This is a genomic window from Adlercreutzia equolifaciens (assembly GCF_029076695.1).
GTDB lineage: Bacteria > Actinomycetota > Coriobacteriia > Coriobacteriales > Eggerthellaceae > Adlercreutzia > Adlercreutzia equolifaciens_A.
This window is the reverse complement of sequence record NZ_JARFIK010000001.1, coordinates 357329-371644: the sequence shown is the minus strand read 5'-3', so window position 1 is coordinate 371644 and position 14316 is coordinate 357329. Positions and strand designations below refer to the sequence as shown.

Genomic DNA, 14316 nt, shown 5'->3' with positions numbered 1-14316 from the left:
CGCTCACGCGACCTTTCCGCATCGGCGCCCCTGGGTCCTCCCTCCCAGGGGCGCTTATTTGTGCTTGCGCCACTTCAGCAGTAGGGCGGAGTTGCCGATAACGAGCACTGAGCCGACGTTGTGCACCAGGGCGCCCACCACGGGGCCCATAAGGCCCAGGATGGCCAGCAAGGTAGCAACCAGATTCACGGTCATGGCGAAGGTGAGGTTGGCGGTGATGGTGCGCATGGTGTGGCGGCCCAGGGCGGTAAGGTGCGGCAGCTCGGCGATGTCGTCGTTGATGAGGGCGATATCGGCGGCATCAACGGCAATGTCGCTGCCCACGCCGCCCATGGCTACCGAGACGTAGGCGCGCTTCAGGGCCGGCGCGTCGTTCACGCCGTCGCCCACCATGCAGGTGAGCTTGCCTTCTTTCTCGTAGGCGTCGATGAGGCGAATCTTGTCCTCGGGCAGGCAGTGGGCGTGCACCTCCTGGATGCCCAGCGTGCGCGCGATGGCGGCAGCAGCGCGCTCGTTGTCGCCCGTGAGCAGCACGGGGACAAGGCCCTGCTCCTTCAAGGCGGCTATCATGGCGGGGGCCTCGGCTCGCAACTGATCGGCCAGGGCCAGATAGCCGGCCAGTTCGCCGTCCACGGCCACATACACCACGGTGCAGCCGTCGGCCTCGGCCTCCTCGGCCGTTCTCGTCACGGGTTCGGGTACGGTCACCCCGCGCTCGTCGAGTCCCGCTCGGTTCACGACCAGCACCTGGCGGTTGTCTACTTCGGCGCTGACGCCGCGACCTAAAAGCAGCTGGAAGCTCTCGGCCGCCACCGCGCCCAGGGCGCCATTCGGATGGGCTTTCTGCCAGCTGGCCACGATGGCGCGGCCCAGCGGATGCTCGCTGCGCGACTCGGCGCGCGCTGCTACCTCGAACAGCTGCTCATCGGTCCAGCCGTGCCCTACGGCGCGAACCCCGACAATCTGCGGCGCACCGTAGGTGAGGGTGCCGGTTTTATCAAAAGCTACCTGGGTGACGCGGGCCATGCGCTCTAGGGCGTCCCCCTCGCGGGTAAGGAAGTTGTGCTTGGTGGCGTTGCCGATGGCGGCCATAATGGCGGTCGGGGTGGCCAGCACCAGGGCGCAGGGACAGAACACAACGAGAATGGTGACGGCGCGCAGAATTTCACCTGTAACCAGCCACGTAATAAGCGCGGCAGTCAGGGCAGCCACTACAATCCAGGTGGCCCATCGATCGGCCACGCGCACCACCTTCGCCTTGTCGGCATCGGCCGACTGTACCAGGCGCACCATGCGCTGAATTGAGCTGTCCTCGCCCACGCGCGTGGCGGTCATGTCGAAGGAGCCCAGCTGATTCACAGTGCCCGAGGAGACCTCGTCGCCCTCGGCCTTGTCCACGGGCATGGGCTCGCCGGTCATCACCGACTGATCTACGGCGGTTTGACCGCGGGTGATGATGCCGTCCACGGGGATGGTCTCGCCGGGAAGGATGCGCAGCGCATCGCCGATCTTCACTTCCAAAGCGTCAAGGATGCGCTCTTCTCCGTCCACCAGCACGCGCGCTGTGCGCGGGGCCAGATCGATAAGGCGCTCGATGCCCGCCCGAGCGCGTTCCACGGTGATTTCTTCCAGCAGAGCGCCGATTTGCATAATGAAGGCCACCTCGCCGGCGGCAAAGTCCTCGCCAATGGCAATGGCGGCAATAAGGGCAATGGACACCAGCACGTCGGCCTTGATGTCGAACTCGGTGACCAGGCCGATGATAGCGCCCACCACAATGGGCACGCCGCAAAGGATGATGGCAATCCAGGCGGGGTCCACGGGGAAGCTCTGGGGGGCTACAAGGCTTACCACCAGGGCCAGACCTGAGACAATCAAAAAGGCGATGGACTTCTTGATGCCGCCCACCTCCATGGCTTCCTCAACGCGTTCGCAAATATCGTCGATATGTTGTTTAACAGCCATGGAGCACCCTTCAGACAGATAAGCCATTACGGAACATACTGTTCGTTATAATGCAATACGTTTGGAAACGAGCGGAGCATTCGGTGGTCTTTGATCGCTACGGGACGCTTGGGAAAAACTGGCCGTTTCCGAACAAATTCGCCTTATTGTCCAGAAAGGACCGGCCATGGACCGACGCCAGCGCCGTAGCCGCCGCGCTATTTACGAGGCCTTCGAGGCCCTTATGTCCGAGGAGCACTATAGCCAGGTAACCGTGGCCCAAATTATCGATCGGGCCGATATCGGCCGCTCTACGTTCTACGCCCATTTCGAAACGAAGGACGAGCTGCTCCGCAGTATGTGCACGGAAATGTTCGACCACATCTTCGAAGGCGTGAACGCCTACTGCGTCACCCATCAGGAGCTGCAGACGGCAGATTTGCAGGGCAAGTTGGCGCACCTTCTGTATCATCTGCGTGACACCCACTCGGGGGTGTGCGGCAAGCTGATCAGTGAAGGCGAGCCTATCTTTACCGGTTACTTCCAAAGTCAGCTGCGCGTGCTCATCGAGGCCGAGACGACGCCCTCGCCTGAGGTGCCGTCCGACCTGATGAGCGCTATGCTGGTGAGCGCGTTCTCCCAGGCAGTAGCCTGGTGGCTCGCCCAGGGAGCCCAAGAGAAGCCCGAGCGGGTAGCCGCTTGGTTCGCGGTGCTGGCCGAAGCTCCCGCCCCCGTGCTTTCTAGCTGACGCGTCCGTGCTCGACGGTGATGGTGCGGTCGGCCACGGCAGCGGTGGAGGGGCGGTGGCTTACGAGGATGACCGTGCGGTCGCCCTTGCCATCGCGCAGGGCGCGCAGCACGGCGGCCTCGTTCAGGCTGTCCAGGTTGGACGTGGGCTCGTCAAGCAGCATGAACGGCGCTTCATGCAGGAACATGCGGGCCAGCCCGATGCGCTGGCGCTCGCCGCCGGAGAGGGTGTCGCCCAGCTCGCCCACGGGTGTCTCGAGGCCCTGGGGCAGACGCGCCAGGAAGTCGCCCAAGGCCGCCTTCTCGCAGGCCGCGGCCAGCTCTTCGGGGGTGGCGTCCGGCTTCGCGATGAGAATGTTCTCAGCCAGGGTGCCGACGAACAGGTGCGTCTCCTGGGTCATGCAGCTTTCATTGGCTCGCAAGCTGTCGGTATTGATCTGGCGAATGTCCTGGCGGGAGAGCTCCACGGTGCCGCGAGTGGTGTCCCAGAAACGCAGGAACAGCTTGCACAGGGTGGACTTGCCCGATCCCGAGCGGCCGGCAATCTGCACAATGGTGCCGGGCTCGATGGCCAGGTTCACATCGTGGAGCACCGGCACCGCGTTATAGGAGAAGTCGACGTGATGGGCGCCGGCACCGGTGAAGTCGGCCAGTTCTACGCCGTCGGTCACCTCGCGAGTCTGGGGCTCCTCGCGAAGCAGCTCCAGCACGCGGGCGCCCGAGGCCAGCGTCTGCTGCAAGGTGGTGCCCAGATTCGCCACGGCAATAACCGGCCCGAACGACGACATGAAGGCGGTAAGGGCCACCAGGGCCGCTCCGGCGGAAACCTGGCCGGAAAACACCAGGGCGCCGGCCAGCAAGATCATAAGGGCATCCAAGGCCAGTACGACGGCATTGGTGCCCGCCATGAAAAGCGCCGTGCGGCTTTTCTGCTTGCGCTCGACGGCCTCGTGGGCCTTCATGCGATCGGCCAGTTCCCCGGCGCGCTCATCGGCACGCCCGTACTGCAGCGTCTCGCGCAGGCCGCGCAGGCTGTCCAACACAAAGGCGTTCATGTCGGCAATGCCCTCGCGCAGGGCACGCCCGGCGTTGCCGCTGGCCTTCGAGCCCACCCAGGGAAGACCCACGCCGACTATCAGATAAGAGAGCGCGCCCATCCAAGCAAAGGCCGGATCGATGCTGCCGAAGAAGGCCACCATGGACACCGATACGATGAGCGCGATAACGACGGGCGAAAGCGTGTGGGCGTAGAACACCTCGAGCAGCTCGATGTCGGCGGTGACCAGCGACACCAGATCCCCCTTGTCGCGGCCTTCCAGCTTGGCCGGGGCAAGGCGCCGCAGGGCGCCGAAAACCTGGTCGCGCACAAGAGCCAACAGCTTGAAGGCCAGGTAGTGGTTGCACATCTGCTCGCCGTAGCGCAAGGGCCCGCGTGTCAGGCCGCAGACGGCCACCAAGGCCAGAGCGCCAGTGAAGCCCAGCGCCGAGGGGAAGCCTGCAACATCCATCAGGGCGACCATGCCGAACACGGTAAGGAAAATAGCGGCGCCGAATCCGAGGACGCCCAGCAGCACCGCCAAAAGCATCCAGCCCAGCAGCGGTTTCACCAAGACGACAAGACGTCCCATAACAACCAGATGGGAAGCATCGTAGCCGTCGGCGGCAGAGGGGGAGGAAGCGGTACCCTCGGCCTCGGTGCCTTCCGCAGCTTGAGGAGCGGGGGAGGCCGTAGGCGCGGGGCCCTCGTCGGCAAGGCATTGAGGGGCATCGGCGGTGAGCGCCTCCAGCTCGGCCTGTTGGTTCCACAGATGCGCATAGGAGCCGCCGCGGGCCAACAGGTCGTCGTGGGTTCCCTGCTCGGCCACGCGGCCGGCCTCCATGACATAGATCTGATCGGCGTCGGCCACGGCGGACAAGCGATGGGAGATCATAACGACGGTCTTCGTGCGCGCCAGCTCGTGGATGGTCTCGATAATGGCGTGCTCGCTTTCGGCGTCGACGTTCGATGTGGCCTCGTCGAAGATGTAGGCCGGGGTGTCATGCAGCAGCGCGCGGGCTAAGGCGATGCGCTGACGCTGGCCGCCCGAAAGGTTCTTGCCCTCCTCGGCCACGGCGGCGTCCAGGCCGCCCATCTCGCGCACGAAGGCATCGACGCGGCAGCGGCGCAGGGCGTCCCAGAGCTCCTCGTCGGTGGCCAGGGGGTTGGCCATCAGCAGGTTCGATCGTACGGTGCCCTTGAACAGGTAGCTGGAAAAGGGAACAACGGTAACCGTGGCCGCCAGGGCCGTGGGGGAGGCCTTTTCCAGGGGCACGCCGCCGATGCTCACGTCGCCGCTGAAATCGGCCGCACGGCCGCTCAAGATGCCGGCCAGGGTGGACTTGCCCGAACCGCTCTCGCCCACAATACCCGTGAACGAGCCCGTGGGCGCCGTGAAGTCCACGTTGCTGAGTACCGTGCGCTCGCCGTCGTAGGAATAGCTCAGGTTGCGGCAGGTCAGCGTGGCATCGCTTTCGTCGATGATGTGGCTGCCGCGCGGGGCGCAGGGAGTGTCCAGGATGCGGTACATCTTCTCGGCCACGGCCATGCCTCCCATGGCGGTGTGAAAGTACGAGCCCAAGGCGCGCAGCGGCAGGAAGAACTCTGCCGACAGGAACAGTACGGTGAAGGCGGCGAAAAACGGAATGGAGCCCGTGGCGAAGTTGACCGCCACCACCACGATGCCGATGGCCGCCCCGCCGAAAGCGAAGAGGTCCATGACCGTCACCGAGTTCAACTGCATGGACAACAGCTTCATGGTGGCGCGGCGGAACCGCTCGGCCTCCCGGTTCATCGACTCGTGGCGCGCCCCATCGGCTTGGAAAATCTTAAGCGTCGTCAGACCCTGCAGGTTCTCGAGGAAGGTTTCGCCCAGGTCGGTGTAAGCGCCCCAGTAGTTGCCCATGACGCGCTTGGCAATCTTTTGAATGGCCACGATGGAGGCGGGGATAAGCGGCACGCACACCAGCAGCGCAATGGCGGCGGGCAGGCACAGCGGCGCCAGGCACACGAACAAGGTCAGCGGCGCCAGGGCGGCGTAGAACAGCTGCGGCAAATAGGCGCCGAAGTAGCCCTCCAGCTGCTCGGTGCCCTCTACGCAGACCTGCACGGCCTCGGCGGTGGAGACCGATTCGGTATAAGACGGCCCCATGCGCACCAGCTTGTCGTAGATTTGCGTGCGCACGGCCCGTTTGGCCACGGCGGCTGCCTTCAGGCCCGCACGCTGGGCAAAGGAAAGGCACACCAGGCGGATGAGAATAGCCGCCGCAGCCACGGTAAGAAGAAAGCCCTGCCACCCCGGCGAGGCCTGGCCGGAAAGAAACGACTGCACGACGATGCCCACGGCCAGCACGAATCCGATGTTGGCCAGCAGCGCTATCCACTGCAGCACCACGCTGGCAATAATGTGGGCCCGCGCTTCGGGGGCCATTTCCAACAGTCGCTTATCGAACATGAGGTTCCTCCCGTTATAAAGTCGCGCTATTCCGCCGCTGCGGCCGCTTCAATGCCGCCCTCGTGCGCTTCCGGCGTCCGATCGAGTTTGACGACGAAGCCGAAGTACACGATGTGGGCCGTCCACACCACGGCGATGATGGCGCGGGCCACCGGCACGCTGGCAAGGAGCATGAAAGAGATGCCCAGGAGCACCGTAAGAGGCCCGAGCAGCATGAGTTTAGCCTTCAGCGTCATCGTGCGACGCTGGGCGTAGCTTTCGAATACCAGCTTGTAGAGCTTCGTGCCCTTGAACCAGGTGTTAACCTTCTCGGAGCTGCGGGCGAAGCATACGCCCGCAAGCAGAATGAAGGGCGTGGTCGGCAGAAGCGGAAGGATGGCGCCCAGAAAACCAAGGCCGAAGGCGAAGAAGCCGGCGCCTGCCCAAAGCTTTTGCGCCAAGGTCATGGGTGCCGTGCCGCTACGTTGAGTCTTCTGCATAGAATTTCCCCTTTCATCAGGTGCAACACCCGAGTGATCAGGAGCCGCGCTTATGGTCGGCGGGCGATGTTATATCAAGTTAACAATTACAGAGACGGGAATGCTCTTTTAAAGTGAACCTCGGCTAATTCTTCACATTTGTGGAGGTTCAGAGAGCCTTTCGCCCTCTCTTGCAAATAAACTGGTACCTGTGTAATATACACCTGTACCTGTTTAAAATATCATCTCATAACAAGGGAGACTATATACATGGACAACAACACTATTGATCACCGCTTGTGGCATCGTTTCGATCGCGTTCATGACCTGGCCTATCGCCAGGCTCGTCGCGGTCACGGCGGTCGTATGCGCCAAGGGCGCGATGCGTCGCGCGGCCAGGGGAGGGTGCTGAAGGCGCTCTCTCTTGTCCCCGAGATGAGCCAGAAAGACCTGCAAATCCTGTTGGACATGCGCCAGCAATCGCTGGCCGAACTGTTGGCGAAGCTCGAGGAGAAGGGCTCGGTAGCTCGTCGCCCGTCTGAGGAAGACCGTCGCATGCAAATTGTCACGCTGACGGAGGCCGGCCGCGCGGCGGCCGAGGAGGTGGCCGAGCCCGAGCCCGCCGAATCGCCCTTCGATTGCCTGTCGGAAGAGGAGAAGGAGCTGCTCGACGGTTACCTGGAGCGCATAGAGGCCGTGCTGGTCGAAAAGCGCGAAGAGGACGAGGAGCAACCGCGGGGTCGTCGTCACGGCAAGGGCCACGGTCATGGCTGCGGCCATGGAAAAGGCCGCCGCCGCGGTGAGGGCTTTGACGAGCAGGCGCCGGGCGAAGTGCAGGAGACGCGCCGTCACGGCCGTGGAGGAAAGGGGCACGACCGCGTCCATCAGCGCTATCCTCAGACTAGCCCCGTCTTTGAAGAAGCACCGGCGGAAGCACCGATCGACTTCGTCTGCGATCACAACTGCCGCGCCTGTCCCCTGCGTGCCCAAGGTGCCTGCATCAAGCGACGCTAGCAAGCCATCTTGAAAGAGCAATAAAAACGGCCCCGAAAGGGGCCGTGTCGTTTATGGAGCGGGCGACGGGACTCGAACCCGCGAATACAAGCTTGGGAAGCTTGGGCCTTACCACTTGGCGACGCCCGCAAGTGCACGGGGAATTATACCCCAACTTCGCCATTCCGAGAAGAAGCACACATCTTCCCTTGGCGGTTCAGCGAGGAGCCTCGGCTTGCGGGGCTCCCGTCTGCGTCTGGCTGGGCCTAGATACTCTCTTTTGCCAGAACATGCATGATGTGGTGCACGATGTCGTCGCGATTCACGGTGCCGGCAAGGCGGTCGCCGTCCACCACGGGCACTTTCTTGAAGCGGCGTTGGGCGAGCACCGAGCACACATGCTCGAGGGTATCGTCGATGCTCACCGTGACCACATTGTGCGTGGCAATGCCCATGACGTTGCGGTCGATGATGTCCGAAAGGCGGGTGCGCAGGCTTTCGTTGTCGGCCACCAGCGACCAGCCGGCCATATCCGGCGTGAGCATCTTGCGCTCTACCAGCTGGCGCATGATGTCGCTTGAGGACAGAAAGGCCACCACGTGGCCTTTCTCGTCGATGATGGGCGAGTCGGTCACGCCTTCGCGGTTAAACAGCTCCATAGCCTCGCGCACCGTGGCATTGCTGGTGAGGAAAGGCACCTCGATGCGCATGAAGTCGCGGGCTCGGGCATTGGCCGGATCGGTGTCGTGAATCTGGGCCTCTTCGGTGGCAGCCTCTTCACCGGGGCGCACGAACGCAACTACCAGCACGAGCACCAGCACGCACAGAGCCGTCTGGCACCAGAAGGCGATACGGCTGCCGTCGACGACTGCTGCCGCGGCATCGGCGCCGACCGTGGTGGTGGATGCCACGGCCATAATGGTGACGAACAGGGTGACCGACACCGACATGGCCACCTGGCGCAGGGTGTTGGACATGGCGTTGCCGTGGGGGATAAGCTCATCGGGCAGATATCCCAACGACCAGGTGTTCAACGGAATGTTCACCAGCATCATGCCCAGGTTAGAAAGGGCCATGCATACGGTGAGCCATGCAATGCCCATCGAAGGGGGGAACAGGGCGCAGCCCGCATAGGCCGCCACCAGGATGACAGCACCGGCGATGGCCAGGTGCCGACCGCCCATGCGGTCGAACAGCCGGCCGGCAACCAGGGCCGTGACCGCGCCGATAATAGAGGCGGGAATGGTCATGAGGCCGGCCACCGAGGCCGACTCGCCCAGGCCCTCCTGCACCACCAGCGGCAGCGTGACTGCCGGGGCGCCGCACACAATCATGACAATCATCACGGTTCCTAGGCCGATGACGAAGCGGCGGAAGCGGAACACGTCCATGTTCAGCACCGGCTCGGTCAGGCGCGTCTGGCGCCATACGAACAGTGCCAGAATAACGACGCCGGCCACTACCAGGCCGATGGAGAAGGGCGTGAAGCCCGCATCCCCCATAGAACTGATGCCGTAGAGCACGCCAACCAGGCCGAGGGCCGACAGAATAACCGAGGGCACGTCCAGCGGCACGCGCTCGGATTTCCCGTAGTTGCGCAGCGACGCGAGGGCGATAACGGCCACGAGCGCGGCCAGCACCATCATGATCACGTACACCATGCGCCAGCCCACCGAATCGGTCAGGCCGCCGGCCACCGAGGGGCCCACGGCCGGCATGAGCGAGGTGATAAGCGAGTAGATGCCCATGGCCATGCCGCGCTTCTCGGGTGGGAACACCAGCAGCATGATGTTGGTCGCCAAAGGCATGAGCATGCCAGCGCAAATGGCTTGGCAAATGCGCCCCGCCATAAGCACAGGGAACACCGGCGCGGCGAAGCAGAGAACGCAGCCCACCACAAAGAACGCAATGGAGGCGAAGAAGATGGAGCGGGTGCTGAACCGCTTCATCATGTAGGCGCTCACGGGAATGACCACGGCCGAAACCAGCGAGAAGCCCGATACCAGCCACTGGGCCGTGGGTGAGCTCACCGAAAGCTCCTGCATGATGGCCGGCAGCATGGGAGACACACTTGTTTGGTTCAGCACGGAAAGGGCTGCTCCCACCAGCAGCACCGTCACCATGACAATTTGCTTCTTTGTCAATGCCCCTGACTCTTCGCTCATCGTTCGCTCCTTTGCTGGGGGCGTCGGGGCCCCGCGTCTCGTCTCTAAGATTTTGCCGGGTGAGCACTATGACGATGAGCCGAGATCCTGTCACCTGTTCCCCAGGTGAGCGGTAAACCGTATTTTTGCCAGCGGAGATCCATGGGAGCGCGAGGTTCACCTCTTGCGAGCGCGCGATGGAAGACGCACAGAGCGTCGTTTGAGAAAATTATTCTCGACGTGCTATAATTCGCCCACGCCAAAGGTTCCCTTGCGGTCGTCGTGCAGCGGTCTCAAGGTTTGTCTGTTGTTGCACCGGGTGCATCGAGGTGGCGCGCGATGCATCGCCTTCCAGCAAAGGAGCGTGCAACATGGGCACCGTCAAAGCCGTTTGCACCAGCGCCATCAAAGGCATCCAGAAAGAGGAAGTTCCCTCTGTCGAGCTGCGTCCCGAGTGGGGCATCGAGGACGACGCCCATGCGGGTCCGTGGCACCGCCAGGTGAGCCTTCTCAGTTTCGAGAGGATCCAGGAATTCAACGAGCGCGGCGCCAATGTCGGCCATGGCGCCTTCGGCGAGAACCTCATCGTTGAGGGCTTCGATTTGAAGAGCCTGCCCGTGGGCACACGATTCCGCTCGGGCGACGTGCTGCTTGAGCTCACTCAAATTGGCAAGGAATGTCACGCCCATTGTGCCATCTACCATAAGATGGGCGACTGCATCATGCCCCGGGAAGGCGTCTTCTGCAAGGTTCTCGAAGGAGGCCGCATTGCCCCTGGGGATCCTATCGATATCGTGGCCTAACGGGGGATGCCCAGGTGCGCTACAGCCACTCGATTGCCGTGGGCAGGGCGCCGCACTCGAAATGGTAGCGCACAATGCCCAGGTCCATCTTGGCATAGAAGCCCCTGCCAGGTGTGGCCCTTACGCGGTTCTCTCCCTCGTAGATCAGGGTGAACTTCTGCTGGTTCATAGCCGTGGGGGCCAGAAGAGCGGCATCCACGCCTCGCACGAACCAGTCGGGTGCGCCTTGGATATTGGGGGCGACGGCCTGGGGCAGCTTCACTTTATGCGCGGTGCCCTGAGTAGTGCCGTAGCCGAGGGCAATGACCGCTGCCAGCTTCTCTCCCCTGCCGATGGTATAGGCATTGGGCACCTTCTGGAACGTCATGGCGACCCAGCAGGTGTTAAGCCCCAACTGTTGGGCGAGAAGTACCAGGCGCTCGCCGTAGTAGCCGCATGCTTCGTCCAGATCGCGCCCCTTGGGGCCGACAAGGGCCAGATAGTTTCGCACGCCTGAGAACTTTCCGTAGCGCGCCATCATGCAGTCGAATGCGTGCGGCTCGTCGAGAACCAGTTGAATGTTGAGGGATCCCTCGGCATTGCAGCGTGCTATTTCATCGCGCAGCGCTTGAGCAGCTTCGATGGGAAGAGGGTCGCTTTTGAACGAGCGCACCGAATGCCGAGCCTCCATGGCTTGGTTGATATTCATTATTCATCCCTTTCTGCGAGATCGATCCCCGCCATGGCGGCCTCGCGGCCCTCGCGAACGACTTGGTTCCAATCCACCACGCCCTCGCGGTAGTTGCCTCTGATGAGCAGGTCGGACAGGGTCAGGTGCGCGAGCTCGGAAAGAAAGGCGGTCCATCCCGCCTGGAGCGTCGCGTCGACGCGCTCAACACTCGACTCGGTTTGCTTGCAGGAGAGAAACACCCGATAGGCAAAGTCTTCCGACTGCTTTGCCGACGGCGCTTCTTCGAACACGGTCAGCACGTCGGCTAAGGTAACGGTCTCGATGGGGCGCCCAAGGACAAATCCACCGCCTGGGGCCGCCGACGAGTCGATGAGCCCGGCCGCCACCAGCTTGCGCAGTATCTTCTTCAGGTAAGAGTCCGACACGTCCAGAATGTGGCTGAGCACATCGCTGCGTACCGGCTGGTGGTTCTTCGACAGGGCCAGCATGAGCATGACGAAGACGCCTTGCTCGACTCCCTTGCTCAGCTTCATAGATGACCTCTCGAAAACGGAGTCCTATAACTATAGATAAATAATATCCACAGTTATAGCATAGCGGAAAGACGAAGCTGCTCATGCCGCTCGAAAACCATGCGGCCTTCGCCAAATCGTTACAGGAGGATGAGTCTCATGGGAAAAATCACCGTTATACAAACGGGTTCGACTTTGGTATCGCCCGCTGTTCCCAATCGCAACACGCGGAAAAGCCCTCTGGCCTATACGGGGTTGTTTCAGCGGCGGTCAAACCGTATTGAAGTGCCGGTCAAGTGCTTCTTGGTAGAGGTTGCCGGCCGCAAAACGCTCATCGATGCGGGATGGAGCGCCCAAGACGCCACTCGTCCTCTGCGACATATGGGGTTCGGCCTGTGGTTCGCCAGCCAGCCGGTTATGGAGGTCGACGAAGCGGTCGACCGACAGCTTGCGCACCTGGGCGTGGCCGTCGACGACTTGGAAGCCGTGGCGTTCACGCACCTCGACTGCGACCATGTAAGCGGCATCGACGGTGTGGCGAAGGCGCGCAGACTCTACGTGAGTCGCGAAGAGCTGGAGCAGGCGGATACGCCCGATCCTCGCTATCGCAAGAAGTTCTGGGAAGGCGTTTCCTTTACGCCGTTGGAAATGCAGGCCGACCCCAAGGCACCGTTCAACGCGTCGTGTGATCTTTACGGCGACGGCTCGCTTGTGGCCTATCTTGTGCCCGGCCATTCGGCCGGATCGGTGGCGTATATCGCCCGCGAGGGCGATCGGTTTGCCATTCTGGCCGGCGACACGGGCTATAACCGTGCATCGTGGGAGAAGCTGTACCTGCCCGGACCGGTGTACAACAAAGAGAACATGGAGCAGGCACTGCTTTGGGTGCACGACTTGCTGGAAGATGAGCGCTGCGCTGGCGCCTACGCCGCGCACGATCCCGCCGTTGCTCCCGGAATCTATGAGTTCTAGGGGCTGTGCCGCCCCGTCTCCTAGCGCGTCGGCTCCGATTGCGTTGTCCGTGTAAGGCGCAGAATATCCTCGCGAGAGGAAACGTCCAGCTTGCGATAGATGTTGTGGATATGCGTGCGGGCGGTGTTCGGCGAGATGAACAGCGCGCTGGCAATATAGGAGCCGTTGTGCCCCTCGGCCAGATAGGCGAGAATCTCGCGTTCGCGGGAGGTAAGGCCGAACTCCGTTGCCAGGGCATCGCAGCGCTCTTGGAGCGACGGGGTGCCAGCTTCCAGCCCCGCAGCCGAGCCGCCCTTTGATGCGGCCGCAGCGGTGCTGTCGGCATCGGCGCCGACGCGTTCCTCGGCGCCGTTAGCGCCAGCATCGCGGATGCGGCGCACGTAAGACACCAGCGCCAAGGCGAAGGCGTACAGCGTTGTGGTAAGGGTGACGGCTACGTTGATCAGCTCATCGTCCAGGCCGCCGGCAATCATCTGGCCGATGAACGAGGTGCCGCAAAAGGCCGCTACCGCCACGGAGAATACCAGGTCGGAAGAGAACTCGCCGGCGTGGGCCACGGCGCAGAGCGTGGCAATGGTCAGCACAGCGGCCAAAGAGTAGACGCCGTAGGTCAGCCAGACGGCCACCGCCTCGCCCGCGTTCACGGTGGCGGTAATGGCAATAGTAGCCAAAAGCACCAAGGCCGCAATGGGCAGAAATGTTAGTTGCAAGCCTCCGGGCAAAAGAAACCGCCCCCGCTTCAGGGCCGTATAGGCCACCAGCCCCAAGGCGGCCACCACCATCATGGAAAGATAGGCCACCTGGCCCTCGTTGAAGGCCGTGCGCATAACCGCCATGACGAAGGCGAAGGCAATGAGTCCCAAGCCGGGCATGAGGGCAACGTCAACTAAAGAGGCCAGGGTCTGGCGCGCCGAAGGCTGGGAAGCCGTGTCGGGTTGCGCGCCCTCGTCGTCGGGCCCGCTGGCTGTCTGAGGGGAAGCGGCCAGAACGGGCAGGCTCTGCAGGGTCAGGGGAATAACAACGCTAGCAAGGGAAGCCAGGAAAAAGAGCCCCAAGGTAGCTTCCAGGGGAAGCTTGCCGTACAGAAAGCACAGGACGGCCGAAAGAGCCGAGGCCATGCCCACCACAAGGAGCGCCGGGCGAATGGAAAGCAGGCGCCCGCAGATGCGTCCCCACACTAGAACCAGGCAAACGTTGGCCACGCCCGTGATAATGCTCAGCACCACGTAAGCCGCGGTGCCGGCCACGTCCAGGTAGCCGACAAATCCAAAGGCGAGGGAGCAAGCCACGTAAACGACGCCTACCAGGGCCATAAAAGGCGCCGATGCCAGGGATGCTCCGCGCAAGGCCATTGCGCCTGCGACGGCCGCCACGACGGTGCTGGCAAGAAGGAGCGTTTCGGCGAACGTTCCCATATGCGCTCCCAAGCCTGGAAGCCGCAGAAACGAGATGGCCGTTCCCGAATAAATAAGCAGGGAGGAAAACAAGGAGGCCAGTCCGATAACGAGCAACAGGCCGATGCCCGGTGAAAGAGACGGCGATGGCAAAGGGCCGGCGTGCGGCGATGGTGCTTTGTTGGTCA

Annotated in this window: 11 protein-coding genes and 1 tRNA gene; 4 read left to right on the top strand and 8 right to left on the bottom strand. The window is 62.7% G+C overall.

The window, feature by feature from the left end:
- Positions 1 to 54: 54 nt before the first annotated feature.
- Positions 55 to 1965: a heavy metal translocating P-type ATPase gene (locus PZH32_RS01260; RefSeq protein ID WP_275205820.1), complete on the bottom strand. Its 1911-nt coding sequence runs from the start codon at positions 1963 to 1965 to the stop codon at positions 55 to 57.
- A 166-nt stretch (positions 1966 to 2131) separates the two neighbouring features.
- Between PZH32_RS01260 and PZH32_RS01255 the strand changes: the two genes are divergently transcribed.
- Positions 2132 to 2692, top strand: coding sequence for a TetR/AcrR family transcriptional regulator (locus PZH32_RS01255; RefSeq protein WP_275205819.1), 561 nt, complete (start codon positions 2132 to 2134; stop codon positions 2690 to 2692).
- Here PZH32_RS01255 and cydC read toward each other — a convergent pair.
- Together cydC and PZH32_RS01245 are read right to left on the bottom strand one after the other, a co-directional pair.
- Entirely contained in the window at positions 2685 to 6182 is a 3498-nt protein-coding gene (gene cydC / locus PZH32_RS01250) for a thiol reductant ABC exporter subunit CydC (RefSeq protein WP_275205818.1), read from the bottom strand. The genes PZH32_RS01255 and cydC overlap by 8 nt on opposite strands.
- Positions 6183 to 6208: 26 nt before the next feature.
- Positions 6209 to 6661, bottom strand: a complete 453-nt coding sequence (locus PZH32_RS01245; RefSeq protein ID WP_275205817.1) for a YbaN family protein — start codon at positions 6659 to 6661, stop codon at positions 6209 to 6211.
- A gap of 249 nt (positions 6662 to 6910) precedes the next feature.
- Here PZH32_RS01245 and PZH32_RS01240 point away from each other — a divergent pair, with 249 nt between their 5' ends.
- Positions 6911 to 7654, top strand: coding sequence for a MarR family winged helix-turn-helix transcriptional regulator (locus PZH32_RS01240; protein WP_275205816.1), 744 nt, complete (start codon positions 6911 to 6913; stop codon positions 7652 to 7654).
- 54 nt (positions 7655 to 7708) lie between these two features.
- Here PZH32_RS01240 and PZH32_RS01235 read toward each other — a convergent pair.
- Positions 7709 to 7783 (bottom strand) — tRNA-Gly (locus PZH32_RS01235).
- Between the two features lie 116 nt (positions 7784 to 7899).
- A complete protein-coding gene (locus PZH32_RS01230) occupies positions 7900 to 9798 on the bottom strand; it encodes an MDR family MFS transporter (protein WP_275205815.1) in 1899 nt (632 codons plus the stop codon).
- A gap of 350 nt (positions 9799 to 10148) precedes the next feature.
- Here PZH32_RS01230 and PZH32_RS01225 point away from each other — a divergent pair, with 350 nt between their 5' ends.
- Positions 10149 to 10580: an MOSC domain-containing protein gene (locus PZH32_RS01225; RefSeq protein ID WP_275205814.1), complete on the top strand. Its 432-nt coding sequence runs from the start codon at positions 10149 to 10151 to the stop codon at positions 10578 to 10580.
- 19 nt (positions 10581 to 10599) lie between these two features.
- Here the strand turns inward: PZH32_RS01225 and PZH32_RS01220 are convergent, their stop codons facing one another.
- Together PZH32_RS01220 and PZH32_RS01215 are read right to left on the bottom strand one after the other, a co-directional pair.
- On the bottom strand, positions 10600 to 11268 hold the full coding sequence (locus PZH32_RS01220) for a nitroreductase family protein (RefSeq protein WP_275205813.1): 669 nt from the start codon (positions 11266 to 11268) through the stop codon (positions 10600 to 10602).
- A complete protein-coding gene (locus PZH32_RS01215; protein ID WP_275205812.1) occupies positions 11268 to 11783 on the bottom strand; it encodes an RrF2 family transcriptional regulator in 516 nt (171 codons plus the stop codon). Before PZH32_RS01215 ends, PZH32_RS01220 begins: the two co-directional genes overlap by 1 nt.
- A gap of 138 nt (positions 11784 to 11921) precedes the next feature.
- Here PZH32_RS01215 and PZH32_RS01210 point away from each other — a divergent pair, with 138 nt between their 5' ends.
- The gene (locus PZH32_RS01210) at positions 11922 to 12734 is read left to right on the top strand and encodes an MBL fold metallo-hydrolase (protein WP_275205811.1); all 813 of its coding nucleotides are present in this window, start codon (positions 11922 to 11924) and stop codon (positions 12732 to 12734) included.
- Between the two features lie 20 nt (positions 12735 to 12754).
- Here the strand turns inward: PZH32_RS01210 and PZH32_RS01205 are convergent, their stop codons facing one another.
- Positions 12755 to 14149, bottom strand: a complete 1395-nt coding sequence (locus tag PZH32_RS01205; RefSeq protein WP_275205810.1) for a helix-turn-helix transcriptional regulator — start codon at positions 14147 to 14149, stop codon at positions 12755 to 12757.
- Between the last annotated feature and the right edge of the window lie 167 nt (positions 14150 to 14316).

Excerpts from the sequence above, each read along its gene's own strand:
- PZH32_RS01225 (WP_275205814.1), top strand. The coding sequence starts at position 10,149 with ATGGGCACCGTCAAAGCCGTTTGCACCAGCGCCATCAAAGGCATCCAG.
- PZH32_RS01215 (WP_275205812.1), bottom strand. The coding sequence starts at position 11,783 with ATGAAGCTGAGCAAGGGAGTCGAGCAAGGCGTCTTCGTCATGCTCATG.
- PZH32_RS01240 (WP_275205816.1), top strand. The coding sequence starts at position 6,911 with ATGGACAACAACACTATTGATCACCGCTTGTGGCATCGTTTCGATCGC.
- PZH32_RS01245 (WP_275205817.1), bottom strand. The coding sequence starts at position 6,661 with ATGCAGAAGACTCAACGTAGCGGCACGGCACCCATGACCTTGGCGCAA.
- PZH32_RS01220 (WP_275205813.1), bottom strand. The coding sequence starts at position 11,268 with ATGAATATCAACCAAGCCATGGAGGCTCGGCATTCGGTGCGCTCGTTC.
- PZH32_RS01255 (WP_275205819.1), top strand. The coding sequence starts at position 2,132 with ATGGACCGACGCCAGCGCCGTAGCCGCCGCGCTATTTACGAGGCCTTC.
- PZH32_RS01230 (WP_275205815.1), bottom strand. The coding sequence starts at position 9,798 with ATGAGCGAAGAGTCAGGGGCATTGACAAAGAAGCAAATTGTCATGGTG.
- PZH32_RS01210 (WP_275205811.1), top strand. The coding sequence starts at position 11,922 with ATGGGAAAAATCACCGTTATACAAACGGGTTCGACTTTGGTATCGCCC.
- PZH32_RS01205 (WP_275205810.1), bottom strand. The coding sequence starts at position 14,149 with ATGGGAACGTTCGCCGAAACGCTCCTTCTTGCCAGCACCGTCGTGGCG.
- PZH32_RS01260 (WP_275205820.1), bottom strand. The coding sequence starts at position 1,965 with ATGGCTGTTAAACAACATATCGACGATATTTGCGAACGCGTTGAGGAA.
- cydC (WP_275205818.1), bottom strand. The coding sequence starts at position 6,182 with ATGTTCGATAAGCGACTGTTGGAAATGGCCCCCGAAGCGCGGGCCCAC.